21 protein-coding genes and 3 pseudogenes are annotated in these 23189 nt (G+C 61.3%); 14 read left to right on the forward strand and 10 right to left on the reverse strand.

Annotation, left to right across the window (positions count from 1 at the left end):
* Positions 1 to 205 precede the first annotated feature (205 nt).
* A complete protein-coding gene (locus FS320_RS19775; RefSeq protein WP_244627238.1) occupies positions 206 to 826 on the reverse strand; it encodes an SH2 domain-containing protein in 621 nt (206 codons plus the stop codon).
* An 88-nt stretch (positions 827 to 914) separates the two neighbouring features.
* On the opposite strand from FS320_RS19775, the pseudogene FS320_RS19780 reads away from it, so the two are divergent.
* The 4 genes and pseudogenes from FS320_RS19780 to FS320_RS19795 all read left to right on the forward strand — a co-directional run bounded on the left by FS320_RS19780 (position 915) and on the right by FS320_RS19795 (position 4595).
* Positions 915 to 1587, forward strand: a pseudogene (locus FS320_RS19780) (SOS response-associated peptidase).
* Entirely contained in the window at positions 1580 to 2164 is a 585-nt protein-coding gene (locus FS320_RS19785; protein ID WP_152713591.1) for a hypothetical protein, read from the forward strand. Before FS320_RS19780 ends, FS320_RS19785 begins: the two are co-directional and overlap by 8 nt.
* Before the next feature lie 137 nt (positions 2165 to 2301).
* Positions 2302 to 2403 (forward strand): annotated as a pseudogene (locus FS320_RS48045) (IS6 family transposase); the annotation flags it as partial.
* 29 nt (positions 2404 to 2432) lie between these two features.
* The gene (locus tag FS320_RS19795; protein WP_152713593.1) at positions 2433 to 4595 is read left to right on the forward strand and encodes a KAP family P-loop NTPase fold protein; all 2163 of its coding nucleotides are present in this window, start codon (positions 2433 to 2435) and stop codon (positions 4593 to 4595) included.
* 93 nt (positions 4596 to 4688) lie between these two features.
* Here the strand turns inward: FS320_RS19795 and FS320_RS19800 are convergent, their stop codons facing one another.
* Positions 4689 to 5027: a hypothetical protein gene (locus FS320_RS19800; RefSeq protein ID WP_152713595.1), complete on the reverse strand. Its 339-nt coding sequence runs from the start codon at positions 5025 to 5027 to the stop codon at positions 4689 to 4691.
* 282 nt (positions 5028 to 5309) lie between these two features.
* Entirely contained in the window at positions 5310 to 7292 is a 1983-nt protein-coding gene (locus FS320_RS19805; protein WP_152713596.1) for an HSP90 family protein, read from the reverse strand.
* Positions 7293 to 7966: 674 nt separating this feature from the next.
* Between FS320_RS19805 and FS320_RS19810 the strand changes: the two genes are divergently transcribed.
* The 7 genes and pseudogenes from FS320_RS19810 (at position 7967) to FS320_RS19840 (ending at position 13766) form a co-directional block, all read left to right on the forward strand.
* On the forward strand, positions 7967 to 8560 hold the full coding sequence (locus FS320_RS19810) for a DUF6088 family protein (protein WP_152713598.1): 594 nt from the start codon (positions 7967 to 7969) through the stop codon (positions 8558 to 8560).
* Positions 8553 to 9608: a nucleotidyl transferase AbiEii/AbiGii toxin family protein gene (locus tag FS320_RS19815; RefSeq protein WP_152713599.1), complete on the forward strand. Its 1056-nt coding sequence runs from the start codon at positions 8553 to 8555 to the stop codon at positions 9606 to 9608. Before FS320_RS19810 ends, FS320_RS19815 begins: the two co-directional genes overlap by 8 nt.
* Before the next feature lie 277 nt (positions 9609 to 9885).
* Positions 9886 to 10418: pseudogene (locus FS320_RS48050) on the forward strand (TIGR02391 family protein).
* 13 nt (positions 10419 to 10431) lie between these two features.
* Entirely contained in the window at positions 10432 to 11274 is an 843-nt protein-coding gene (locus tag FS320_RS19825) for a hypothetical protein (protein ID WP_152713601.1), read from the forward strand.
* 380 nt (positions 11275 to 11654) lie between these two features.
* Positions 11655 to 12158: a nucleotidyltransferase domain-containing protein gene (locus FS320_RS19830; protein WP_202882875.1), complete on the forward strand. Its 504-nt coding sequence runs from the start codon at positions 11655 to 11657 to the stop codon at positions 12156 to 12158.
* Between the two features lie 254 nt (positions 12159 to 12412).
* Positions 12413 to 13135: a DUF6602 domain-containing protein gene (locus tag FS320_RS19835; protein WP_152713603.1), complete on the forward strand. Its 723-nt coding sequence runs from the start codon at positions 12413 to 12415 to the stop codon at positions 13133 to 13135.
* A gap of 10 nt (positions 13136 to 13145) precedes the next feature.
* Positions 13146 to 13766: a hypothetical protein gene (locus tag FS320_RS19840; RefSeq protein ID WP_152713605.1), complete on the forward strand. Its 621-nt coding sequence runs from the start codon at positions 13146 to 13148 to the stop codon at positions 13764 to 13766.
* A 281-nt stretch (positions 13767 to 14047) separates the two neighbouring features.
* On the opposite strand, the gene FS320_RS47060 is transcribed toward FS320_RS19840, so the two are convergent.
* Positions 14048 to 14218, reverse strand: coding sequence for a hypothetical protein (locus tag FS320_RS47060; protein WP_202882876.1), 171 nt, complete (start codon positions 14216 to 14218; stop codon positions 14048 to 14050).
* A gap of 272 nt (positions 14219 to 14490) precedes the next feature.
* Between FS320_RS47060 and FS320_RS47065 the strand changes: the two genes are divergently transcribed.
* The gene (locus FS320_RS47065) at positions 14491 to 15165 is read left to right on the forward strand and encodes a hypothetical protein (protein WP_202882877.1); all 675 of its coding nucleotides are present in this window, start codon (positions 14491 to 14493) and stop codon (positions 15163 to 15165) included.
* Between the two features lie 127 nt (positions 15166 to 15292).
* The gene (locus FS320_RS19850; protein WP_152713607.1) at positions 15293 to 16012 is read left to right on the forward strand and encodes a hypothetical protein; all 720 of its coding nucleotides are present in this window, start codon (positions 15293 to 15295) and stop codon (positions 16010 to 16012) included.
* Positions 16013 to 16420: 408 nt separating this feature from the next.
* Here the strand turns inward: FS320_RS19850 and repC are convergent, their stop codons facing one another.
* The 4 genes from repC to repA form a co-directional block, all read right to left on the reverse strand.
* Complete coding sequence (repC, locus tag FS320_RS19855) at positions 16421 to 17569, reverse strand: plasmid replication protein RepC (RefSeq protein ID WP_162003110.1); 1149 nt, start codon at positions 17567 to 17569, stop codon at positions 16421 to 16423.
* Between the two features lie 178 nt (positions 17570 to 17747).
* The gene (locus FS320_RS19860) at positions 17748 to 17960 is read right to left on the reverse strand and encodes a hypothetical protein (protein WP_152713609.1); all 213 of its coding nucleotides are present in this window, start codon (positions 17958 to 17960) and stop codon (positions 17748 to 17750) included.
* 154 nt (positions 17961 to 18114) lie between these two features.
* Positions 18115 to 19116 (reverse strand): plasmid partitioning protein RepB, encoded by a 1002-nt coding sequence (gene repB / locus FS320_RS19865; RefSeq protein WP_152713611.1) that lies wholly within the window; start codon positions 19114 to 19116, stop codon positions 18115 to 18117.
* Entirely contained in the window at positions 19113 to 20306 is a 1194-nt protein-coding gene (repA, locus tag FS320_RS19870; RefSeq protein ID WP_338105416.1) for a plasmid partitioning protein RepA, read from the reverse strand. The genes repB and repA overlap by 4 nt, the downstream gene beginning before the upstream one ends.
* Before the next feature lie 435 nt (positions 20307 to 20741).
* On the opposite strand from repA, the gene FS320_RS19875 reads away from it, so the two are divergent.
* Positions 20742 to 21023, forward strand: coding sequence for a WGR domain-containing protein (locus tag FS320_RS19875; RefSeq protein ID WP_244627239.1), 282 nt, complete (start codon positions 20742 to 20744; stop codon positions 21021 to 21023).
* On the opposite strand, the gene FS320_RS19880 is transcribed toward FS320_RS19875, so the two are convergent.
* Both FS320_RS19880 and FS320_RS19885 read right to left on the reverse strand, forming a co-directional pair.
* Positions 21020 to 21634, reverse strand: coding sequence for a hypothetical protein (locus tag FS320_RS19880; protein WP_152713614.1), 615 nt, complete (start codon positions 21632 to 21634; stop codon positions 21020 to 21022). The genes FS320_RS19875 and FS320_RS19880 overlap by 4 nt on opposite strands.
* Before the next feature lie 89 nt (positions 21635 to 21723).
* The gene (locus FS320_RS19885) at positions 21724 to 22368 is read right to left on the reverse strand and encodes a hypothetical protein (RefSeq protein ID WP_152713616.1); all 645 of its coding nucleotides are present in this window, start codon (positions 22366 to 22368) and stop codon (positions 21724 to 21726) included.
* Between the last annotated feature and the right edge of the window lie 821 nt (positions 22369 to 23189).

Below are 23189 nucleotides of genomic sequence, written 5' to 3' on the forward strand. Positions count from 1 at the left end.
CAGGCGCCCACCGTCGAAAGCAGCGGTGATCTTCTTGCGGCCAACGGCTGGAAACGGGAAGGTGGCAGGTGTATCGTCCGGCATGGCGAGTGTGGCACAGGGCAATTGGTGGCAGGGATTAGTCTCAACAACCAAATCCTACGCTGCTTCAAGTGCTTAAGCTACACTCGCCAGCCTTCATCAACCTTCCCATGCATAAGAACGGCTAGATGTCCAATCCCGAGACCACACCGTCGCGCGCCACGAGGGCAATTCGGATGCCAGCCCGTCTGACGAGCAGACGGCTTCGCCAAGTCTCCGCGAGCTTGCGGAAGATGGGCGTATCCGGCACCGCAGCGACCACGATATCGTCAGCCGAAACATCGAACAGAAGCGCTTGGCCGAGCGCCGTCGTGAGCAGAGGATACTCCGGACTTCCAGGTTTGTGGATGAGTGGGCCCTTTTTGCATTCGGCCACGACGCGGCGGCCGTCCACCGTGGCGACCACGTTGCCTTCGCCGGGCCGTGAGTGCACGCGGATGGTCTTGTCGCCACGCCGGTAAGCGCCAGTCCAGGCGTTCCGGCCCACCTGCGGCTCCTTGGTCTGCTCCCATCCAGTGCCAGCCATGAAGCGTCCGATGTCGAAGATGACCGCGTCGCCGACCTTGATGCTGGCCCCGTCGATCGCGACGCTGGCCATCGTTCCCGATCCGAGAAGCGACAGGATGAACTCGGCGAGCCGCAGGGCCACCTCGGCCTCCGGCATTCGGTCGTCAGGTAATCCGAGCTCTGACAGCACTTGGTTGTTCATGAACTCGGAAATCGCGGTGGTCGGCTTGTCCATCATCCCTCGGCTATGCCAGCCTCTGCACGATTTGAAAACTACCGCGACTGTAACTGTACGAAAGGCAATGCCCCGCCGGAGGATCCTGCCCGTGTGCAATCTCTATTCCAGCTACACCACCCAGGAGGCCATGCGCCGGGCCTTCGAGGTCGCCCGCGACAGCGCCGGCAACGTGCCGCCCCTGCCCGCGATCTTCCCGGACCAGATGGTTCCCGTGGTGCGCACGGTCGACGGCGAGCGCGAGCTGATCCGGATGCGCTGGGGCTTCCCGCCGCCGCCGAAGGTCGGCACACAGCCTGTGACGAACGTGCGCAATGTGGCGTCGCCCTTCTGGCGCGCCTGGCTCAAGCCGCAGTGCCGCTGCCTCGTGCCGCTCACCAGCTTCAGAGTACAAGGACACCAAGCCGCGCAAGACGCCGGTGTGGTTCGCCCTGAACAAGGACCGCCCTCTCGCCGCCTTCGCAGGGATCTGGCGGCCGTGGACGGGTGTGCGCGGCACCAAGGCCGAGCCCGTCGAGGGCGAGCACCTGCTCTATTCGTTCCTTACCTCGGAACCGAACGGCGTCGTCGGACCGATCCACCCGAAGGCCATGCCGGTGATCCTCACTACGCCTGAGGAGTACGAGACCTGGCTCACCGCACCGGCGGAAGTCGCGCTCAAGCTGCAGCGGCCGCTGCCCGACAACATGCTCGAGATCGTGGCCGAAGGCGCAAGGTCGGACCAACCCGAGGACGGCCAGGTCGCCGCCGGATCGCATGCCTAAGGAGATTGAATACGCCGTCGTCGGGCTGGTCACCGATGTTCTCGGAGCCTCCACGACATCGACGCCAAACTGGCTCGTGCGGCCCGGCCGGGCCGAGTGCGGCGAGCGCTGGCCTCTCGTCTGCGCGATCTATTCGGAGCTCACGGGGTTCAAGGTCCCCGACGAGATGCGCAAGGTCGAGCGCCGCACTGTGGATGCCGTCCTGGTCGTTCCGGGCTCGCCACCCCGCATACTCGAGGTTGACGAGAGGCAGCACTTCAACGACTACCGCGCGACGACGCTGCGGCGCTACAAAGATGACGTACCGCTCGCCTTCGACGCCGACCTCTGGATCGCGCGGTCTGACGCGAAGACCAAGCTCGAGGGCGGTGGCTTCGGCCGTCCCGTGCCGCCGCTGTTCCCTGGTGAGGGCGGCCGGCACCGCCAGCGTGCGTTCCGCGACGCCCTGACGGACATCCTCGCGCCGCGCCACGGCTTCGCGCCGACGCTACGGATCGCGGACTTCGAGGTGAAGGACTGGATCAACCTACCCGACCGGGTCGACAGGATGCGGCGCCTTCTCTCCACGCGTCTGTAAACACGAACTCGCCAGGTCCTGCGGGGCACTACTCCTGACTACGTTGCCGGCAAGCCGGCCCCGGCTCCCATGCCGCCGCCCTCCGAGAGACAGCCTCCCTGCCCTACTACATGGCGGTCGGCTACCGGTTACCGCGACTTTACCTCCGACTTCCCCTGCGCCTTCTCCTCGTCGAGAAGATGCCGCTTGGGCGCGGAACCGTGGTGCCCTATGAAACGATCCGCCGATGGGGCAGGAAGCGTAACGAGACTTTGGAACTGATCGACCGATGGCAATCGATATCGAGTATGGCGACCTTCCGATCAATACGCCCGAGCAGGACTTGTTCGGCGTCGACGCCTTCATGCGGGCGCTGGCCCGAAGCATTCTCGGAATGAAGGCGCCCCATGGCGTAGTGATCGCCCTCAATGGACCGTGGGGTTCCGGCAAGAGCAGTGCGATCAATATTCTCAAGCACCATCTCAACGACGCGGTTGAAGCAGGCCATCTGGAGGTTGTCAGCTTCAATCCCTGGTGGTTCCGCGGTGAGGAGGCGCTGGTGCTCGCCTTCTTCCGGGAGTTGTACGCCGCGACCAAACCCAGCCTCACGGCCAAAGCCAAGACGGCCCTGCCAAAACTTGGCGCCCGCCTCCTGAAGTCGGGAGGTGTCGTGGCACCGGCGGCGGACCTCCTCGGCGCCAGCGGTGCGGGCGCAGTTGCCTCGGGCGCGATGGAGTGGCTGAGCGGCCTTATCGAGGACAGCGACAGCGTCGAGAAGCTGCATGCAGAGTTAGCCGCGGCCCTGGCAGGACAGGCCAAGCGTTTCATCGTGCTGATCGATGACATTGACCGCCTTACACCCGAGGAGGCGCTTGCGATGTTCCGTCTGGTGAAGTCGGTTGGGCGGCTCCCGAATATCATCTACTTGCTCGCCTTCGACCGCATCCTGGCCGAGAAAGTCGTCGCCGAGCGCTTCCCATCCGAAGGGCCCCACTATCTGGAGAAGATCGTTCAGGCCTCCTTCGAGCTACCGGCGCCCAACGAGGCAGACCTGCACAAGCACACCCTATCGAAGATCTACGAGATCGCTGAAGTTCCGGACGAGCACTTGATCGTCCATGTCATGAACCTGTTCCACGAGGTGGTCGCTCCCGAAATCCGCACGCCCCGTGACTCGGTTCGCTTCATCAACGCTTTCTCCGTCACTTGGCCTGCCGTTGCCGGGGACGTCGATCTGGGAGACTTCCTCGCGCTGGAAGCCTTTCGCCTGTTCAGGCCGGCAATCTACCAAGCGATCCGCGCCAACAAGGACCTGATTTGCGGTCCGGCCGCGTCCGGATCGGGCCGGCCATCGATCACGCACGAGCAGCTTGATGGACGGCTTCTTTCCTCCGTGACGGACACTGCTCGCTTCCGCCGCGGGCTCATGAGGCTTTTCCCTAAGCTCGAAAGCACGTGGGGGAATGTCTACCACAGCGGGGACGCGCGTTGGGCCCGGCAACGGCGGGCATGTATCGCCACACACTTCCCCACGTATTTCCAGCTTTCCCTTCCCGACGACGTCATCCCGCGCCGTGAGATTGAAGAATTCCTGGCCCGTGCCGGCGACCCAGCGTGGATCCGCGAAGCGCTGCGGGCCGCAGTGCAGGAGATCCGACGGAACGGAAGCACGCGCGTCGCTCCGCTCCTGGACGCGCTGACGCTGCATGCGTCCGAGCTTCCGCTCGACAAGGTCGAGCCGCTGCTGGCCGGCGTCTTTGCAGCGGCCGACGACATCAATGTCGACGCCGATCAAGCGAAGGGGTTCGCCATCGGCAACAACAATCTTCGCGTCCACTGGCTGATGCGGGCGCTGCTGTTCGATCGCACCGATCTCGAACTGCGGTCGAAAATCCTGATGGCCGCGGCAAAGAGTGCGGCGCTCGGCTGGCTGGCTGATTTGGCGTCCTCGGCTTGGAGGGACTACCACCCGCGCGAGGGGAAGGAGCGCGAGGACGAGGCGAAGTACCTGGTCTCCGAGGCGAACGCCGAACGGTTGGTCGCGTCGGCACTGAAAGCCATCCGGCGCGCCGCGCGCGACGGCTCCTTGATCAACCATCCGGATTTGGCTTCGCTCCTTTATCGCTGGCGCGACTTTGCCGAAGATGACGGGAAGGCCGTCAAGCGCTGGACTGCGGCGCGGCTAAAGGACGATAATGCGGTTGTGCGCTTCGCTTCGGCTTTCACGTCTCACGCTTGGGGCCAGGGTATGGGTTTCAACGGCCTGGGCGACCTCGTCGCCAAGCGAAGTGATCGAGCCCAAGTGAGCAGCCTCCACAATATCATGGACCGTAATCGATTCCGGGCACGGGTCGAGGAATTAGCTGAAAGGCTGATCCCAAGTTCTCCGGAAGGCGCGATCGTCACGCGCTTCCTAGCGGCTTGGAAAGCACAGGAGATCCGTCCGGATTAGAGATATTCCCCGCCTGGTCAGTCTGCAAACAGCTTCGCGCCGCCCCTACGAAACCCCGTTGTTGCGGCGCACCCGTGGGCCGTGCGGACGCATTTAGCTGGGGATTCCGGCTTGGGAGACGCGGCTGTCCGTCCCGAACCGCTGGCGCGCCTCGTCCTCGCATTCGCGGCACACGGCGATCGGCATGGCGGCGACGCCGTGGTCCCGGCACCAGGCGAAGCGGTGGCGTCCATCGGCGAACGTGACCGTCCCGTCGGCTTCGAGGCAGACCTCCGGCATCCAGGTCTCGAGGCCGGCTACGAAGCGCTCGCCGGCGCGGGCGACACGCTCTTCCGAGCCGCCCTGCCCGCCGAAGGCGACGTAGTAGCTCCCGTCGCCGCGCCAAGCCTCGTCGAGGCGAGCGACGTCGATCCAGACGACGGGGTCGGACACGACGGACGGATCATGCGGGAGCTTGGGCAACCATTTAAGGTCGATGATTGATGACATAGGCGACGAGGTAGCCCATCGCGGGCCCAGCAGGCTACTGGAAATTGTGATCGACCTGACAGTCTTGCCACGCCTTTACGACGGTCAGGAGAGTTCCGGGCCGGGCTTCGGAAGCGTCGACCAGTACGATGCTATCATCTCGTCCGACCGGTCTTTGCCGGCGTCGTAGTTGTCCGCGGCGTGCTTGCGTGCATCCTACCTTCAAAATAGCTCCAACTTGCGCCCTTAGATCTTGAGACGTTTGAAGAATGCTTCATTGCGTAACCGGGCATCCTTCAAGACATACTTATAGCTAAGAGCCTGAATGAAGGCCTTGTACTCATCATTATAGCCATAGAAGCCTCCGCCACCGGGAAGGGGAACATTCACCTGGGCCATCTTCAGCCATCTCCGCAGGTTCGGAGTGATGTCAGCGATGATGTAGCAAAAGAACGGGGTCTGATCGTTGATCTCCTGGATCGCGGCACCGTCCTTGTCGACGACTTTACCGGCACGGAGTTCTTCAATGTACCCGTAGATTTGAGTGAATGGATTTTCGTCGTCGTTATAATCGTTCCGCACTGGCTTCTTGAATTCGACGATCACAACTGGCTGATCGGTGCCTGGGCGGTGATAGGCAGTCCTGCCACTAAACAGGAGAACGTCTGGTCGGTTGAGAGAGCCTCCCTCCTTCAGGATCTGTTTCATTTTTTTGTCGGATGCCCAATGCTCGTAGTAGGTCAGTTTGTCGTCGATGATCCAAAGGTTGTGATCATCGACGTGCACGTCCCCGTTCGTCACGCGCATCGGTACAACGAAATTATGAAGCGCTTCCTCGGCATGGTGCTTCATCGTTCCATCCGGCTTGTAACCCAAACGCCGTTGCAGCAGATCCAGAACGATCTTTCGCCGGACGGTATAATCGGCCAGCACCGAGAATTCTTGGGCCGATAAACGGCTCAGGATCTCCTCGACACCTTTCTCAATCGGATCCTCCGCCTCGGGATCCGATCGCTTTGAAATGGTTTCAACCTTCCGCTCGATGTCACGATTTTCGCGATAGTCGAAAAGGGCGAGCTGCTGGTAGATCTGCTCAGCCGTCTTGAAGTTTCGCGGAAGCTTTGTTTCGACGAAGGCTTTAGGATCGCTGATCAGATACGAGTACCTTGGATACTTCTTGATCACATTTCGCGTTAAGTCAGTCTGCTGCTGGATGACACGATCAATTTGCGGTGCGAGAACCTTCCTGATCTCGACCAACGCAGCACGTTTGACTTCATCAATCGCATCGTCATCCAAATCGAAGGCTGTTCGCTCAGAATTGACAGCTGCGTCGAACAATTCACCCGAGAGAACACCAGCGTATACATAATGGAAGCCATCCCGCTCCACGTATGTGCTAAGGCCAAGCGGCAATCCAATGTCGAATGACGTAACGACACGACCGTTTGCAGCGAAGTACAGCTTATGGGAGGCCTTGCCCTCCACAACGCCCCTTTCCAGTAAATTGTGATCCAACCGAAGCTTCTGCCCGTCAAAGACGCCGATTTCCAATGTCCCGAGCTCGATCTCCTTGGAGGCAAGGAACTCAACGAGGTTATGGCTTTCAGTATCGGTCTCGATGATGATCAGGGGGACATGATCCCCGACCAAGTAAGGCAAGAAATGCGCAACGACCTTTCTGATGATCGTATCGGCCTTCCTGGGCAGATGACGGGCATACTCCGCCTTCATGTTCCGTAGCTTGACTGTCGTGCCGACCTCAGAGCCGGACGCTTCTGTAACTGAGTAGTCCCGGATGGGCTCTTCATTGTCCAGAAGCAGCGCGAGACGACGTTCGAATGTCGTTCCATCCTTTCGAAACCGGCTTACAATTTCAGCACGTTCGAAGACCTTGAGCCAGGAAAGGCGTCCGACACCTTTGCCACCTCTGCGGACTTTGTGGCCGCTATCGTAGGTAAGGAAGGACTCAAAATTTTCACCATCCAGACCGATACCATTGTCGCGTATCTCTATGCTCGGTGCAGTCGTGTCGAAATCGAGTAGCGCAATAGTCGCCCGTCCTTTCACATGCCAGTCTGATCCGAACCTATCCTGAACCGCGTGGAGCGAATTGTAGATCGCCTCGAATATGGGGATTAGTACGTTCGAGGGGTTCGTCGGGCCCAACGCAAGATTGCGGACGCGCCGAACGAGATCTGGCCGTAAGGAGATAGTCTTGTTGGGCATATGATCCTGCAGGTTGAAGGCTCCTGGCCCGCTTGGTCCTCTTCAGAAACTAATGTCAGGAACCGAGAGGAGGCCGGAGCCTCAGCCAGGGGGCGTATCGAGTTGGCCGCGTAGGATCGTCGAAAAACAGATCAACTATCAAGGCAGGTGGGAGAGATCGCCAACAGCAGAATCGCACAGACTTGTCGGTACAGGACACCGCTTGGCGCTATATCAGTGTGGATCATGAGATGAGCGCTGAAGTTTTGGCCGGCGCGCTCTGGGCCGATCTCGCCCTGGAACAGGCCGAGAAGCCGTTGATGGGGTCAACCGCGTGGTGGCCTGGAACGAGCTTGTACCGGGAACCCGCATGCTGGCGCAGCGCACGCTCCGGCTCAGCGGGACTGTATGGGCAGGCCACCTCCCCGACGCTGCGCAATTGCGTAATTATATAAGGTATAAATTGATACCGACAGGGTCCTCCCCGCATCAGGGGCTTGTAATTTTGCACTTGTTTTCAAAAGCTTATCTTTAATTCCCCATGTGAGCGCGATCTGATTGGTGGCTCTCGGCATATTGGCGGCTCCGCAGGATGCGGTGGCCACATAACTCCGCAGCAGCCCTTGAATGTCAGAAAAAGATAGCATATTTTCTGACACATGAGTACGGCAGTCACCTCGGTTTCCGATCGGATTATGAAGCGTGCCCGCGTCGGCGGGCGCGGAAGCGTCTTCACGCCCAGTGACTTCTTGGACGTGGCCGGACGCGCGGCGGTCGACCAAGCCCTTTCCCGGTTGGCGAAGGGCGGCAAGCTCCGCCGCCTGGCGCGGGGCCTGTACGATTTCCCGAAGGTTCACCCAAAGCTCGGCCCGCTTTCCCCTGCTCCTGACGTCGTCGCCCAGGCACTGGCGCGGGAGACCGGATCTCAGGTGCAGATTGCCGGCGCGCGAGCCGCCAACGCGCTCGGCCTGTCGACGCAGGTTCCGGCCAAAAGCACATATCTGACCGATGGTCCGTCCCGCCGTGTTGTGCTGGGCAAGCGCGTCGTTGATCTGCGTCATGCATCGCCCAAGCATCTGATCGCTCCGGGCAGTCCGGCCGGCACCGTCGTTCAGGCCCTCCGTCATGTCGGGGCGGTCCGTGCGGCCGACGTTGCACGGATCGCTGCCCGCCAGCTGTCGGCGAACGATAAGAAGACGCTCGCCTCCACTGCCGTGCAAGCGCCCGCCTGGATGCGGCCGACGCTCGTCTCGATCGCCACCGCAAAGGCGGGCGAGATCGATGGATAAGGTTGCCATTCTCCCGGTTGGCGATCGCGCCGCGCTCTTCGGCGAGACAGGGGCGAGCCGGGGCGTGAGCAATCTTATCATCGAGAAGGACTTCTGGGTCTGCTGGACCTTGAAGCGGCTTTTCGAGTTGCACGACAACGGCGCTCCCACCTTGGTCTTCAAGGGCGGAACGTCCTTGTCCAAGGCATACGACGCCATCAGGCGTTTCTCGGAAGATATCGACCTCTCACTTGATCGCGCCGACCTTGGTTACACGGGCGAGCGGGATCCCGAGAAGGATGGGATCAGCAGGAAGCGGGCGGGTAAGCTGATCGAAGACTTGGTGGGCGACGTCGAAAGGCATATCGCGGAGAGCCTACTTCCGGCGCTGCACGCTGCCATCGTGCGTCATCTCGGCGAACCGGCCGACGGCGGATGGTCGATCGAGATCGACGCCCAAGACGCTCAGACGGTGAACTTCCACTACCCGGCTGCGCTCCCCCCGGCGGAGTACGCGGGTATGGCTTACATCACGCCGAGGGTGAAGCTTGAACTCGGCGCCCGCGGCGATCCCTGGCCCACCGAGAAGAAAGTCATTCGTCCTTATGCGGCGGAGGACTTCCCCGACTTCTTCGAGGATCCCGACTGCACCGTGACCGTGCTGTCGGCGCGGCGAACATTTTGGGAGAAGGCGACGGCGCTGCATGCCGAGGCCCATCGGCCGGCGGAGTCGCAGACCCCGCAATATTTCTCGCGGCACTATTACGACCTCGCCATGCTTCTCGACACCGAGGAGGGCAGAGCCGCCGCGGCTGATTTCGAGCTTCTTGAGCAGGTTGCCAAGCACAAGTCCGTCTTCTTCCGGTCGGGATGGGCGAGCTACGACACCGCGCAACCGGGCACCTTGCGTCTCATGCCGGCCGAGGCGCGGATCAAGGATCTGCGAGCCGACTATCGCGACATGGCCCCGATGATGTTCGACGACACGCCGCTGGCGTTCGATGAAGTCCTCGTCCGGGTCCGGAAGCTGCAGGACGCCGTCAACGCATCGTCCTCTGTCAACAGCTGACGAGGGTGCGCGGGTGGCCTTCTTTTCACAAGACCAGTTGGAGGCGATTGCCGACGCTCTCGGCGACACCACACATGGCCTGACCGCATCGGAAATTCAGCATCTCCTTGCCTCCAGCAAGATGACCGATTCGGGCCCCATCACGAAGCGCATTCGTATATCCAATGCCTTCGTAGAAAGCCAGAACACCAAAAGGAGCCGGACGAACGTTCTGGAGTTCATCCGCATAGCCATGAAGCCCGCGCGCTACAGCCGTCAACCAGGGCGCTACGAGCCGATGCGGGCGCTCCTGAACCAAGCCCTAGCCTTTGCCGGTCTCGTAGTCGACGAGGCAGGCAATCTCACATCGGCGGAAGCGGCCCGGACCCTGCCCGAGGCGCAACGCCGTGCGCGGGAGCTCAGGGCCGACCTTGAAGGCCGCGGGGTCCATCCGGATGTCCTGAAATTCTGCCAGGCCGAGCTCCTTGCCGACAATTACTTCCATGCGGTCCAGGAGGCTGTGAAAAGCGTCGCCGACAAGATGCGGGCGCGCACAGGACTAGCCGACGATGGGGCGGCACTGGTCGACAGGGTTCTCACTGGTGACCCACCGTTGCTCGCGATTAATCCTCGCAGCACGGCCAGCGAACGCAGCGAGCAGAGCGGATTCGCCAATCTCGTACGGGCACCTTCGGGATGTTCCGTAATCCGACCGCCCACGAGGCCCGAATCCATTGGACGATGTCGAAGGAAGACGCGGAAGACCTCCTGACGATCGTCTCGCTCATCCATCGCCGGCTCGACAGAGCGCATATGCCGTCCAGGGCCTAAGGAGAAAACCGACATGGGTCTAACAATGCCGAATGCGTGGCGCTTCGGGTCCCCAGGGAGCATGCCACCTGTCGCCGTGACCGCCTTCAACTCTCTCATCCATACGATCGCGAGCCAATCAGAGTCGTCGTGGGCGATATTCGAGCTGTTCAAGGCGAAGTTCAGCGGTGGTTGTTCCACAAGTTCGAGCGAGAGTTGGGCAATCAGCGATCTCCACTCGAAAATGTTCGAGGCGGCGAGCAATGCTCCCGCCTTCATCAACGCGTTTTGGGATGGTTGCGTGCAGGTGCAGTCCGAACATCCCGAGGTTGGGGTGCCAGATGCCGACGTTATCAATCGGATCCTCTACGAGCATGGAATCCCTTATGAGGTTCGTCCGCCGGCGCTGCTAGTCCGTCATCTCCAAACGCCGATCTCCGTTCAAGCTCCCGAGAAGACGGTGGGCGAGCGTGCCTACGCCCTGATCCACGCTTCACTTGACGAGGCCGATCGCCTTCTTCTCGAGCAGCGCCCGCGTCAGGCCGTTCAGGAAATTCTCTGGCTCCTCGAAACCGTGTCGACTGCCTTTCAGGGACAGGAGAGCGGGACCGGAACGGTAGAGGGGAAGTACTTCAATGAAATCGTGCGTGCGCTCCGCAACAACAACCGTGGCAGCGCACTTTCTGAGGCGCTCGGGTGGATGACCAAGATGCATGGCTTCCTGTCGTCTCCGGGTGGAGGTGGCGTCCGGCACGGGACGCGGCTGGCGTCCGATGTTTCACCGACGCTCAAGGAGGCACATCTCTACTGCAACCTGACACGAAGCTACATCAACTATCTCCTCGCCGAGTTAGCAGACCAATCGCGCCCTCGGTGACTCCTCAAGCGGCTAACGGCCTCCGCACTCCAGCCCTCCATGACCTCCTTCCGGCTCAGGCCGAAGAACGGCACGTGGTCCGGACCGCTCCTGAGATGGATCCCCGGATTCGCGCGCCGGGACCACTTGAACTTGGTCTTCTGGGGCTCCCCTGGATTCTTGGGCTTCGTCTTCGGTTTCGGTGTCTCGTCCTCGGGCGTCCTTGGGTGCGAATCGGCGTGGCATACGACCATGGCGGCCTTTAGGTCACAACTCCCCTACCCTGCGAGGCGGCTCGCTAGCGATTCGTGCGCTCGGCCGGGGACAACCCGCAGCCCTCCCTTGCGCATGGCCGCGTCTCCTCTAGCCTGACGGCATCACGCCCGCCCCTTTCGATTTGCATGACATCCGCCGACGAGTATCTCCGCACCATCTTGGCCCGCGAGGCGATCGCCACCGGACCGTACACGCCGGCGAACATCTTTCGCATTGAGGTGCTCCCTCTCCTGCGGGATTGGGCGGGCCACTACCTTGTCGATGCGACGCCAAGCGGCTCCTTTGCCAAGGGTACGGCGAACCGCTCCGGGACTGACATCGACATCTTCATCTCGCTCCACCACGAGACGCCGGGCACGCTCGGAGAGCTCTACAACAACCTCTTCGTATTCCTGCACCGGAAGGGGTTCAAGCCGCGCCGCCAGAACGTGTCCCTCGGGATCAGCGTCGGAGACTTCGACGTCGACCTGGTCCCGGCGCGGCGCTGGAACCAGATTTCGGAGGACCACAGCCTCTACCGCCGCAAGGCCGGTAACTGGACGAAGACGAACGTCGCCCGGCACGTCGCCATCGTGTCAGGCTCCGGCCGCCAAGACGAGATCAGGATCCTCAAGCTCTGGCGCGACTAGCGCAAGATCGACTTCCCGTCGCTCTATCTGGAGCTGACGGTCATCGAAGCCCTGCGGCCGGTCTCCTACGGCACCCTGAGCCGGAGCGTCGCCGCGTGCCTGACCTACCTGAGCGAGCAATTCGCGCGCGCCCGGGTGCTCGACCCCTCCAACACCAACAACGTGCTCTCGGACGAGATGACCATCACCGACAAAACAAGGATCCAGATCGCGGCGAAGCAGTCGCTTGTAGGCGCATGGGAGGCCTTGGTGCGATGACCGAGTGGAACCTCGCCAACATCCTGCGCGGCCTGCACACCGAGATCCACCGCAAGCTCGAACACTCGCGGGAGCTCTTCGGCCATCCAGTCTTGAAGGGCGACGCCTCGGAGAACGTATGGATCGAGCTGCTCGGGAGCTACCTGCCCAAGCGCTACAGCGTCTCGAGAGCGACTGTGGTCGACAGCAACGGCCAGTTCAGCCAGCAGATCGATGTCGTGGTCTTCGACCGGCAGTATACGCCCTTCATCCTGACCTACCAGAACCAGACCGTCATCCCGGCCGAGGGCGTCTACGCGGTCTTCGAGGCCAAGCAGACGATCGATACGAAGAATGTCGCCTATGCCCAGGAGAAGGCAGCGAGCGTGCGCGGGCTCCACCGCACCAGCCTGCCAGTGCCTCACGTGAGCGGCGTCGCCAAGCCGAAGGAGCCACCGCGCATCCTTGCCGGTCTGCTCACGTTCGAGAGCTCATGGAAAGATCCGTTTGGGCCACCGCTCTCTCAGGCGCTCGCCTCCGGCGATGCTGGCGGGACGCTCGACCTCGGATGCGTGGCCGCGCACGGCCATTTCAGCCGCTGCGAGGACGGCTCCTACGCCCTCACGCCGGAGGGCAAGCCGGCGACGGCCTTCCTGTTCGAACTCATCGCCCGGCTCCAGGCGAGCGCCACCGTACCGATGATCGATATGCGCGCCTACGCGAAGTGGCTGGCGGATTGAGGGGCTCGCGATGTCATCCAGAGACGCCAACATCATCAAGTTACTTCTCGGAGGGATCCTCCTGGTCCTCCTGTTCGGCCGCGACGCGGTCCTGGGATCGATGCAGACTGGCCTCTGGGTCCTGGCTGGCTTTGGGATCCTGCTTGTCGTCGGCTGGATCGCCTGGGCGTTCGGGAAGGCATTCTTCTACGACGTCCCGAAGGAATACATCGATGACCTGAAAAAGGAGAAGGCCGAGGGCCGACCCTGGCTCTTCGGGGTGTTTTTCGGCATCGGCCTGCCGTTCGGCATGGCATGGATCGCCGGCCTCCTGCTCCACAAGTGGAAGCTGGCCGACATCCGCGAGTACACCGAGCCGGCCGGCTACGTCTGGTACGTCCTGGCTCCTATCGCCCTGGGACTCTACCTGTGGGACGGGCTGAAGCGCCACTACCGCGAGATCCCAGGCGAGGTCGCGGCCCTCTCCAAGGCGTTCCTCAGGAAGTGGGGTTACGTCGCGGTCAGCCCGGTTCTCGCGCCGATCGGTCGGATCCAAGAGTACAAGGCGCAGCGGGCGGCCGGCACGTTCCGCGGCTATACGTACGCGACGTTCGACATTGTGATGACGATTATCGTGTCGATCTTCCTCTGAATCGTCGCGGTGGTCCTACCGCTGATTTTCGCGGCAATCCTATACAATGAGGGCTGGTAGCGGACGAAGTCGCTAACCTCGCTGGATCCATCGTTGGAAACGAACGGTGCCGCACAGAGCCGCGGAATCCGACATAACGCCTGCACCGAATGCTATAAACCGGTATGGTGATCGCGCTATCCTGCGCCAGTCTCGCTGATAATCCGTTTTGTAAGGAGAGTAGTAGTCTGCATGGGACCGACAAGAAGCTTGTTCAACCCTATCAAACCCAAGAAGGCCCTTCACCCGTCTTTCCAACAGATCGTGGACTCCCCCGCAATCGGTCGACCCGTCGCATTATGACCGATGCCTATGCCCGGTTTACCGACCGTGACGGCAATTTCATCGAACAATTTCAAACGACCGGCTTCAACAATCGTACATTTGAGCTCTACATAAGTGAGCTGCTTCACTCGGGAGGCTTCACGGTAATTGGATCAGAGCCACATCCAGACTTCGCGGCTGAGAAGAATGGCTCGCGAATATTCATTGAGTGTACGACGGCAAATCGATCAGATCCAGGAGACGGGATCATCCGGCCGTATCGCCCAGTAAATGATGTAGACGCTGTCCTCAAGTTCTCAAAGAGCGTGCCGAGAACGAGGTTCCGATCCGCATCGGCGGCGCTTTGCGCAATAAGCTACGTCATCGGATCGGCAAGCGGGATCCGAAGGCCTATTGGGAGTTGCCGCATGTCGAAGGCTATCCACTGATCCTTGCAGTCGAGGCGTTCCACGAGGATGGATCCCTTGGCTTTTCCAGCTCCTCAACCGCCAATTACCTCTATGGGATCCGTCACACGCCGTCCTGGGATGATGCCGGGAACCTTGTGGTGGTTTCTGAGGATGTGGCGCAGCATGAATATGGCGGCAAGGTCATCCCATCTGGATTCTTCAACCTACCAGAGACGGAATACATCTCCGCTGTCCTTTGGACAAATGCTGGCACCGTTCCAAAATTCACGAGAATGGCGCTGGCAGGCCCCTATCCTGATCCCGATGTCACCATGCTCCGCTTCGGCAGCATGTATGATCCCGATCCAAACGCACACGCGCCGTTGCCGTTCGCATACATCGTCGGTGATCCTGGCACACCTGATGAAACGTGGGGGCAGGAGGCAATTCTTTTCCATAATCCCAAGGCAAAATACCCGATCCCTCTCGACCTCTTCGAGACATTCACTGAGGGCAGGATTGAGAGTGGTCAATACCTGGACATCATGAAAGGTGGTTTTGTCCCGTTCATGTCCATGTCTCACCTCATTGATGGCCGAGGCCACCGTCAGGCCGCTATGTCGTTCGGAGACGCGGCATTCGAGGTGCTAGAGCGAACGTACGCCCGCCAGGACGCTCGCATGTGAGGGGAAGCAAAGGATGTCCTGCCGGGCGACGAAATGCTTCTACGTCTATGAGTATCGTGACGCGGCTACGGGGAAGCCCCTTTACATTGGGAAAGGTAGTGGTCCCCGCGCGTGGGATCACCTGAACATGGCGTTGATTGGGGAACACTGCTATACGCCACCCCGCTTTCGGCAGTATCTTGATGATGCCTTGCGAGCTGGGACACTTCCCAAGGACCTCGCCCCGCACATCATCAGCTGCTACGACGACGATACACAAGCATATGCTGCGGAAAGCGCGCGGATCGAACAGATCGGACTGAAGAACCTCCTCAACCTTTCTCGTGGGCGTGAGAAAGGCGCTCCCCACCATCCGCACTCCTGTGATCCCGCAATCTGCCCGGTGCACAAAGCTCGGATTTCACAAATTACGGACGAGCGCATCGTGGGGCACTTCGCGCGTTGGGACTTTGATGGCACTTGGGCGAACTATCCTGCCGTCATCGGACCGAAAGCCTTCGCGTCTCTCCGCGAGGATGCAAAGTATGATGGCTGCACCACCCATGGTCACGCCCTCGCGTGGGCGACGTACCGATTGTGCATGGCGTTGCGCCATGAAAGCTGGGATCGGTCAGCGGCGCAAATGTACGCCGGCTTCTTCTGTCAGCTTGTGGAGGCTGCCGGGGTCGTCATCGAATCAAACTCTGGTGATCTCGTTCGATACCACCGGCTGCCGGGTCCTCCTCACATTATCGCTGACGTGATGAAAGCCTGCAAACACGATCGACCCGATCGTCGAAGGCCACGGGACGGCTTCATCGCCACCGTCGCGTCGAAGATCGAAAGCCTCGCGCAGGCCACTTTCTAAGCGTCGCCTTCCTTCGCGCAGGGCCCTCATGTCTCAGCGGCTCAGACACTCCCCACAAGGACGGATGCCACGTCGCGCTCGAGACCGGCACAACTTTCTGAGGCTCGTCCGCGGCAGGGACAGGCTAGTGAAGGCTTAGAAAACCGCGCCGGTGAAGGCGATCCACTCAATCATCGAGGTCCTCCACGCGGTACGGTCCGTGGACGATGCGATGACGGGGGATTTCGACGGCTGCCACCTCCTTCACGGTGCGAACGTTCCTGCGCCGGAGCGCAAGCCAGGCATCCCGGTCCACAGCTCCCCGGCTGCTACGAGGATCCCGAGGAGCCGCGCCATAGCCTGCCCCGGATCCTCGAGATGTTGCAGGACGTGATTTCCGCCGCCTCCGGTGGACTAACGGGCCCGATGTCACATCATCCGCCTGCGCCGCATGGCGAGCAGCTCGACCTCGAGGTTGATCTTACCCGATTTCACCATCCGGACGAATGCGCGGAAGTAGCCGCCAGGGTTGCGGATCTTCTGCGTGCCGCTCGACACGTCATCATCGTAGAGCTGCAGCACGTAGATCACCGCCGTGGCTGCCCCCACGGGTCCGATTTCAGCCACGGCCTCATTCCAGGCGCTCTCGTGCGCGCCGAGCGAGGCCCGCAGGTACCGCCCTGCCCCGACGAGGTCGTCGATGGTGCGGATCGATTTCCCGTAATCGGTGACTGTGGGGCAAGCCTCAACGATCAATGCCGGTGATAGGTGCTCCGCCGGGCGTTCTTTTAGCAGAACCGCCTCAGCTTTCCCCGGAAAGCCCTTTGTACAAGTCTTACTAGGAGATCCGTTGTTTGATTCTTTGTGGCGGCGGTTTCCGCCCCCATTGCCCGCCTTGTAGAACGCTTCCTCGCACGCATTCCTCAGGGTTTGCCACCGCTCCAGGATGCTGTCGGGCAGAGCTTGTGAACTCCGCAGCGGCGTCCTTCCTTTGAGCGCCTCCACCTGATCCTCCAAATCGGAGCGGTCGAGATCGGGGAAGTGGTGCGCCAGCGCGTTGAGCGCCTCTTCGGCGGCCCGCCGGCAGATCGTCACCTCGTCAAAGGCGCGCTTCCGCACCTCGCGGAGCTGCTTCTGCTCCACGATGCGTTGGGCCCACTCCCCTCGCCTCGCGTAGACCGGCGTCAGGTCGAAGCCGAACGCGTCGACGATCTCGCCGGCCAGGTCCTTGACGGCGTAGCGCTTGCCGTTGGGCGAGTCCTTCGGCACGACGAGCTGCAGGTCGATGAGCTTGCGGATGCAAGCGCGCAGCGCGCGCTCCGACAAGCCCGTGCGCTTCATCAGGTAGTCGTTGGACGGCCAGACCAGGATCCGGTCCCATTCCTGCTCGCCCCAGCTGGCGACGAGCTCGGACAGGACGGTGCGCAAGCCGGTCCGGAGGCACAGGGCCTCGGCCGCCTGGCGCACAGCCGCCGACAGTTCCTTACGCGTCACAGTGCGCCCGTTTTCGAGCGCGAGTTCTCTTGCGGCCAGGGCGGCATGTCTCAGCCGCCGGCCTCCAGTCGATGCCAGTTGCACCGTACCCTCCATGTCGAGGGCAAAGCGAGGGCGCTCACCGCGAAGGTGCCTTGACAAGCGATTCGGTTGGATGGCAAAACAGAGGTGTGAATTGATCTGATTTGCCGGGCCCCAACCCGGTGAGTTTCCAAAGGCCTTCGAGGTTCCCGCCTCGGAGGCCTTTTGCTTTGCCTGGTTGCTACTTCACGATCTTCATCTCCCGATGAACAAAGGCCGCCTCAAGCGCCTGGTGAATGGCCTCTTGGCGGGTGCGGAATTGGCCCTCGCGGACCGCCTCCTCGATCGCCTCGCCGACACGGCGAGACAGCCACACGTTCGTCTCACGCTCTCCCCGTTCCCGGCGGGTTTCGCGAAGACGTTGAACACGCGAATTGCTCGATGTACCCGGCATAAGCCGCTCCAGACTTTCGACGTGTTACGAGTTTGACTCGATTCTGTAGGGGGAGTGGAGTCGGGGAGTAATGAATCATTAGTACATCCCGCATTTTCCCTTGGAAAACTCCTGGATCTGACCCTGCAGAGCCGTCAAACAGCGATTCGCTCCATCACTGATCCGACTTTGTCCTCCATTCCGCATGCAATGCCGAGAGCCGCTCGGCGACAAACGCCGCGAAATCCGGCTCCTGGAGTACCAGCTTGGCTCGCTTCACACCGCGCTCGAGCGTAGCGATGCGCTCGCCTTGGGCGCTGACGACGTGCTGCGGCCCCGCAGCAGCCTTCTGCGTCTTGGCGGGAGCCATCGCGGCGGCCATTGCGTTGTTGAAGCGTACGTTGCTGTCGGCGCTCAATCCGGCCGTGCCGGCGAGGGTTTCGCGGACACGTTCCAACGCTCCCGGCGATTGCAGCAGGGCCGTGAACTCGATCCAGCGCGGACGGCCGATCTTCGCAGCCGGTCCGATCGCCGCGACTACGTCGGCGGGCACCGCGCGGGCGACCGACAGCAGCACCGAGAGATTGCCCTTGTTCGGCTCGACCGCCGCGCCGATCGTGGCGCGGTCGAAGCCCCGGTCCTCCAGAGCGGCCGCGAACTGGGCCCGCTCAATGAAGCTGAGGTCGGACCGATCGAGGTTCTCCTTGCCCTGGGCGACCACGAGCTCGCGGTCCTCAAGGTTCCGGACGATAGCTTTGACCTTGATGCCGAGCGCCTTGGCGGCGCGCATGCGGCGATGGCCGTAGGCGGCTTGGTACCGCCCTTCCCGTTCGGGATGCGGCCGTACCAGGATTGGCACCTGCTGGCCGCCGTCCGCAATGCTCGCCTTGAGTGCCTCAAAGGCCTCGTTCGCTCCATCGTCGGCGTCCAAACGGTCATGGAACGGCGAGCGGTCGACCACATCTGGGTCGATCTCGATCACGCGGTTGCCCGAGGCCATCTGGGAGCGGAGCGCCTCCAATTCCTCGGCATCGGCGTTGATGCTCTCAAGCGACATGCCCATGACCTTTAGCGACCCCGGCGTTGCCGAGGCCTTGCGCTCCGGCACCGGCTTCGGTGCGGCGTCCCGCGTCACGGGCGACAAGATGCTGTCGAGTTGGTTTCCACGCTTGCTCATGCCCTGCCCCACGCTGCTCGGATGAGTTCCTCAACCTCGCTGTTGACCGCGTCGAGGGACTCGATGGCGCGGTCGTAGGTCGAGCGGGTGATGTTCTCGCGCCCGACCTCATAGAGGGTCTGCTTGGTAATGCCGGCGTCCGCCACGGCAGTGGACTTCAGCATAGGGTTCGTCATGACCCGCTCACCAAACAGCGACCGCATGAGACCGACGATGCGGGTCTGCGGTCCGTCCTGCGGCTCGTACCGGGTGACCAGGTAGCGCAGGAAATCGTAGTTGGCGTCACCACCAGCCTTTTCGACCACGGCCAGCAGGTTGGCCGTCATGTGCAGGAACTGGCTCATCGACGCGACGTCGAGCATCTGCGGATGGATCGTGATCAGGACGGACCGTGCCGCGCACAGCGCTGAGAGCGTTAGGAAGCCGAGAGCCGGTGGGCAGTCCAGAACCACGACGTCATAGTCCTCGTCGACCGTCGCGAGCGCATGCGCGACGCGGGCGAAGAACAGGCGATCAGACGAGCGGCGCTTCTCCGCGAGGACGCGCGGCGTTTCATGCTCGAACTCCTGCAGCTCCAGGTTCGCCGGCACAAGGTCGAGGCCTGCGAAATAGGTCTTCCTGATTACGTCCTTCAGCGGGGCTTCGTCCTCATACTTGATCGCGCCGTAGAGCGTCTCGTTCGGGCCAACGTCAAACTCCGGTTGCAGGCCGAGCAGCGAGGTCAGCGAGGCCTGTGGGTCGAGGTCGAGCGCCAGTGTGCGGTAGCCACGCATGGCGAGATACTGGGCGAGGTGCGCCGCCGTCGTGGTCTTGCCCGACCCGCCTTTGAAGTTCGTGACGGCGATGACTTGGAGGCGCTCTCCCGTTTTGCGGTGGCGCGAGTAAGTGGGCTTCACTTTCGCCATCAGCTCACGGATCTCGTGGACCTGCTCGAGGGTGTAGAGGCGGCGGCCGGCGACACCCTTCTCAGGCGTCGGCCCCTCCCCTGAGAGATCGAGCTGGCGGAGATAGCCGTCGCTACATCCGATGAGTTTCGCCGCCTCTCCAGATCCGAGCTTTCTCAACGTCTTCGTCGAAGACGGCGGGAAAAGGCGGCTTCTAATGTCCTGTAGCTGTGCGGAAAGAAGTTGAGCGTCGGCTTCGACCGCGCTCGACAATGAACTCGTGTCTGCCGGTTCGGCAGTTTCCACGTTTGCGGGTTGATTGGGCAAGTTACGCTCCGAGACCGTTCTACGAGTTGCGACCGTAAGCTTTATGCGATTCGGGTGTTTAGACAAGGTTAACGGTCAAGTCACTCCGGATACGATCTCGATCAGCTCAGCCGGACCTGCGGCCACCATGAGTTTTCAGCTGAAAACCGGTGCTCAACTTCTACCTAACCGTTAGTTGCAGTGGCCGACCGACAACATGGAATGCGAGAGTTTTCAGCTGAAAACCGTTTCCAAGTTGGCGCCTGCCATTAGTGAGGCCCCTACCCTCATTCAGGGCCTGATGAGGTCGGCTGGTTTTCAGCTGAAAACTTTTCCCGACAGCGGCTACGTGGCCCTGCCGCCGAAGACCCATCACTGAAATGAATCCGTCGGCCCGATATAGATTCCGCCTTTGAATTGGATCGCCGTGCAGGCATGCGCGAGACTGAAGGCATGACCGACAACACGATCCAGTACTTGGTGCTCGACCGGAGAGATCCGGACGCAAATATGGCCCGGTTCTACGTGCTGTCGATCGAAGAAAGCCTGTTCGGTGACGCATCCCTGATCCGGGAATGGGGGCGGATCGGCACCAAAGGGCAGCGAAGGGTTGAGTTGCACGAGAGCACGAGCCGAGCGGCCGAGGCCCTAGAGACTTGGCTGCGCCGCAAGCAGCGGCGCGGCTATAGGATCAGGTCCGCGCCAACAAGCTCTTAAACTGGCTTGAGGATCACGAGCGTCTCAGCCTCGGTGAGGACCTGCTTCTTCATGAGATAGCCGACCAAGCTCTCGATCTTCATAAAATTCGCCTCGATTACCTCGCGTGCGGCAGCGTGGCCTTCGGCATAGAAGGATTTCCAATCGTTCGTAAATCCCGCTGCCTGTGCTGATGCGCTGTGCTCGCATGCACATGCATAATCACTGTTGTCGTCGCCGTAAAACCCATGGTCGCCGTGATCGATCTCGATCCCAGGGGGTGCGACGCGCAGCACCATTCTGTCAATTGCAACCTCGACGGCAGCTTTTCCACCCCATGAGCAAGCAACAAGTGCAAGCCACTCATCGCGGTTGCTGGGCATCGGGGATGGGACTGAGGGGGGAAGCGTCTTGCCGGTCCAACTCTGCCCCAATCCGGGAGAAATCTCACATCCTTGATTGATGCTCATCAAGTAACAGAGCACCGCCAGGTGGCCGCACTCGTGCCACACAATTCGATCCTTTGGACCGTAGGGGCGGTTCGCTCCGCCGACACCATACGCCACCGCATAACTCCATATCACGTTGCTGCGGCAGGGTTTGAAACAGAATTTCCCGCTTGGAAAGCGCACGAAGGCTCATGTCGGAAGAGGGGTTCTGCCATTTCCGGGCCGCACAAACCGGACAGCTTCGCTCCAGCCACTTCTGCCTGAGTGGTCGCTCATCCGCGAATGGCGGCCAAAACCCGTTCCTCGATGCTCCCTAGGGTCTCAAGCACCTCTGCCGCGGCCTTCATTGGCGGCAGCGTTGAATTGTACTCCACCTCACCAAACTTGGCGTGCCCAACCGTGGCAATGAGATCATCCAGATCTCGACGCACGTCGGCGCTTAAGGCCGCACCATGCTTGATCCTGAACCTCTTGAGCTCGCCCTCGACCGCAAAAAGTTTCCCAGCCAGCTCAATGCACGCGTCCTCGTATTCCATGTCGTCGCTCGAGATCGGCGGCCGCAGCTCGTGGTGCAGCTCGATGAAAGCCGATGCCGCCTCCACCTCCTTCGCAAAGAACAGCTCCTGCTTCCTCAGCTTAAGCTTGTAGGTTTCCGTATCCCTGGTCAGCTCCCCCTTCAGGAGTTCCAACTCCCGGGCGATCTCACCCTTCTTGTCTTCCAGCTCACGGGCAAGTTCAGCTTTCTTGACTTCAAGCTCCTTGCCAAGCTTTGTCTTTTGTTCCTCAAGGGCACTGTCGACGACCCACTTTGCAAACAGCTTTCCTAGGTAACGCAGGAGAAACACTACGGCCACGCCGCCACCGAACCAGGTGAAGACGTGGTCCACAAAGGCATAGAAGATCTCGGAAGCAGTCATCGGTCCCCCCACAGCCGGCCGGCCGAGCTGGCGGACCTTCGAACCCACGGGCCATAGGCCACTCCGCTCCGGCCAGCAAGCAGCTGGCCTGCCGGACACCCGCGCGCCGAACCTACCTTCCGCCACACGCGGGCAAGGCCGGCTGGGACCACTGCCTTCACGGCCGCTTTCTCCATGCATCGAAGCCCTCGCGTCCCAGACTTGAGAGACCCGTTCCTGCACACGTTGGAGGACCGTCACTACGCGCTTGAGCGGATCCCTCCGGTGCTTAGACTGATGGCTGCCGAGGCCCCGAGCCTGCATCTCAGGCGCGCCTGCCACACGCGAAGCGGTGAGGCGGAGTCCAACGGCGCCGAACCGAGGCGCTATTCACGAAGGTCGGGCACCGGACATGGACGGGCAGTTGCGCCGCTATTGACGGCTTTCCAGACGAGATATCGAAATTCTTGCTCGGGCCCGCAGAGACGGCCATGCTCGAGACCGGCTCGCTCGCACCCTGGGCTTATTGTTAAGGTTAACAGTTCGCCTTTTCGTTCTCTCTATGGAGTAGCAACGTTGGTGGTCCCATACGTTCCCTAGATGGATCTGGCCGATCGTCGGTCCAACACAGGCGGAGAGATCAGCTTGGCTGGGCTACCTTGCGTTTGCTGCGCCGGGAGAGGGCAACACCAGCCCATGTTTCTTGGCTAGTACCACAGCCGGGGCTTGTGCGTTGTCTTAGACACGGAGGTGTCGCGCCATGACAGACGCAAGCGAGGCCCACCGCTGGGCCGATCAGTTGGACGATCTCGTCACCCGCATTGCTCCCCGCTTCAGCCGCA

It is taken from the genome of Microvirga tunisiensis (assembly GCF_009296175.1).
In the GTDB taxonomy this organism is placed as follows: domain Bacteria; phylum Pseudomonadota; class Alphaproteobacteria; order Rhizobiales; family Beijerinckiaceae; genus Microvirga; species Microvirga tunisiensis.

What these genes read in the sequence shown, in the direction of transcription:
- FS320_RS19885 (WP_152713616.1), bottom strand. Translation starts at nt 22,368, where the DNA reads ATGACTGCTTCCGAGATCTTCTATGCCTTTGTGGACCACGTCTTCACC.
- FS320_RS19850 (WP_152713607.1), top strand. Translation starts at nt 15,293, where the DNA reads ATGGCGTTGATTGGGGAACACTGCTATACGCCACCCCGCTTTCGGCAG.
- repB (WP_152713611.1), bottom strand. Translation starts at nt 19,116, where the DNA reads ATGAGCAAGCGTGGAAACCAACTCGACAGCATCTTGTCGCCCGTGACG.
- FS320_RS19835 (WP_152713603.1), top strand. Translation starts at nt 12,413, where the DNA reads ATGACCGAGTGGAACCTCGCCAACATCCTGCGCGGCCTGCACACCGAG.
- FS320_RS19805 (WP_152713596.1), bottom strand. Translation starts at nt 7,292, where the DNA reads ATGCCCAACAAGACTATCTCCTTACGGCCAGATCTCGTTCGGCGCGTC.
- FS320_RS19775 (WP_244627238.1), bottom strand. Translation starts at nt 826, where the DNA reads ATGATGGACAAGCCGACCACCGCGATTTCCGAGTTCATGAACAACCAA.
- FS320_RS19785 (WP_152713591.1), top strand. Translation starts at nt 1,580, where the DNA reads ATGCCTAAGGAGATTGAATACGCCGTCGTCGGGCTGGTCACCGATGTT.
- FS320_RS19810 (WP_152713598.1), top strand. Translation starts at nt 7,967, where the DNA reads ATGAAGCGTGCCCGCGTCGGCGGGCGCGGAAGCGTCTTCACGCCCAGT.
- FS320_RS19875 (WP_244627239.1), top strand. Translation starts at nt 20,742, where the DNA reads ATGCGCGAGACTGAAGGCATGACCGACAACACGATCCAGTACTTGGTG.
- FS320_RS19795 (WP_152713593.1), top strand. Translation starts at nt 2,433, where the DNA reads ATGGCAATCGATATCGAGTATGGCGACCTTCCGATCAATACGCCCGAG.
- FS320_RS19815 (WP_152713599.1), top strand. Translation starts at nt 8,553, where the DNA reads ATGGATAAGGTTGCCATTCTCCCGGTTGGCGATCGCGCCGCGCTCTTC.
- FS320_RS19840 (WP_152713605.1), top strand. Translation starts at nt 13,146, where the DNA reads ATGTCATCCAGAGACGCCAACATCATCAAGTTACTTCTCGGAGGGATC.
- FS320_RS19860 (WP_152713609.1), bottom strand. Translation starts at nt 17,960, where the DNA reads ATGCCGGGTACATCGAGCAATTCGCGTGTTCAACGTCTTCGCGAAACC.
- FS320_RS19825 (WP_152713601.1), top strand. Translation starts at nt 10,432, where the DNA reads ATGGGTCTAACAATGCCGAATGCGTGGCGCTTCGGGTCCCCAGGGAGC.
- FS320_RS19830 (WP_202882875.1), top strand. Translation starts at nt 11,655, where the DNA reads ATGACATCCGCCGACGAGTATCTCCGCACCATCTTGGCCCGCGAGGCG.